The organism is Beijerinckia sp. L45 (assembly GCF_009765775.1).
Classification (GTDB): domain Bacteria; phylum Pseudomonadota; class Alphaproteobacteria; order Rhizobiales; family Beijerinckiaceae; genus RH-AL1.
Genome location: NZ_LMUU01000018.1, coordinates 1 through 1,589, shown reverse-complemented (window position 1 = coordinate 1,589; position 1,589 = coordinate 1). Strand labels below are relative to the sequence as shown.

Here is a 1,589-nt window from a genome sequence, read left to right as displayed (position 1 = left end):
CGACGACGCCTATTCGCTGATGAGCATCGCCAGCGACTTTACCGTGACCCAGGTCGTCGACGGCAAGCAGGGCGTGCACGCCCGCATTTCGCGCTCCATTTTTCCGGCCTGCGAGGCGCTGTAGGTTTGGGGGGAAACCGCAGCCAAGCTCCTATCCCCCTTGCGGGGAGAGGTTGGGAGTGGGGGTCATGGTGTTCTTCATCCAATACGAAGAACACGCCGACCCCCATCCCTAGCCCTTCCCCGCAAGGGGGAAGGGAATCACACCCATGGCCCGCGCCTTGCAACACCACCGCCATGGAAGCCGTCGAAACCCGGCCGGGGCGCGCGCAGCCTCTGCTGTTCACCAGCGAGACCTATCCGGAAATCGGGCGCGAAACCGCCTGGTGCGATTTCCTGACTCCGCTGGGATTCCGCCCGCTGCGGGCCCGCGACGACGGATTCTATGCCCACGCCAGCGCCCTGTTCTCGCCGCTCGACATCGGCTTCGCCCGCATCGCGGCGGCGCCCCATGGCCTGAGTGCGGTGCCCAATCGCGCGGCGGCCCCGCTCGTTCTGCTGCATGTCGATGGCGACGCGGCGCTGCGCGAAGACGCAACCGAAACGGCGCTGAAACCCGGCGACGTGGTCGTGCTGCCACGTTCCGGCACCGCCGAACTCGTCTATGCCAGCCCCTTCCGCGCGCTCGCCGTTACCGTGCCGCGCGACGTTTTCGGTGCCAGGTTGATCGCGACAGATGCGGCGCGCCCGGCCCGCATCGCGCAAAGCCAAGGTTTGGGCCGCGTCCTATCGGCGATGCTCACATCCATCGCCAGCACGATGGACACGCTGTCCGCCAGCGACCTCGCGACCATCGACCTCGCGCTGTCCGAGCTGCTCCTCTCGGAGTTCGACGCCGGCGCGACGGTCGAGCCCGGCGCCAGCGCAACCCAGGCGGCGCTGCGCCGCCGTCTGTGCCAGACCATCGAGAGCCGGCTCGGCGATCCCGACCTGACGCTCTCGCAGATCACCCAGGTTCTCGGCATCTCCGAGCGCTACGCGCAGAAACTCTTCGAGACGATCGGCGAGAGCTTTACGCATTACCTCCGCGATCGCCGGCTGCTGCGCTCGCGGCGCGAACTCGGCAGCCCGCAGCACACTGGCGTCTCCGTCTCCGAGATCGGCTACCGCTGCGGCTTCAACGACGCCGCCCATTTCAGCCGGGTGTTTCGCGAGCGCTTCGGCGTGTCGCCGCGCGAACATCGACAGCGCGCGACCGAACGGTCCGCCCTCGACGTCGGGCGTCCACAACAACGAGGCCGCCCACAGACCGTCGCCCGCAAGCCGCAGGGCCGGATCGCAGCCGCTTCGACAGGCGGCGATCCGGCGGCGGCGCTTCCGGATCTCGTGCTGGAGCCAACCCGCGCGACTGCCTTGGAGCAGGCCGATCGATCGCAGCCCAAACCGATCGAAAAGCCGAACCGGCATTATATCGCGGCGCGCGCGGACACCGTGCACTGGGGCTACTTCAGCCGCGCCATTCCCCCGGTGCTCGCCATCGCGTCCGGCGACATCGTCACCATCGAAACGCTGAGCCAGCACGCCTCCGA

1 protein-coding gene is annotated in these 1,589 nt (G+C 68.2%); it reads left to right on the top strand.

Annotation, left to right across the window (positions count from 1 at the left end; genetic code table 11):
- Positions 1-297: 297 nt before the first annotated feature.
- The coding region (locus GSQ79_RS01115; RefSeq protein ID WP_158806900.1) for a helix-turn-helix domain-containing protein at positions 298-1,589 on the top strand (1,292 nt) is incomplete at its 3' end.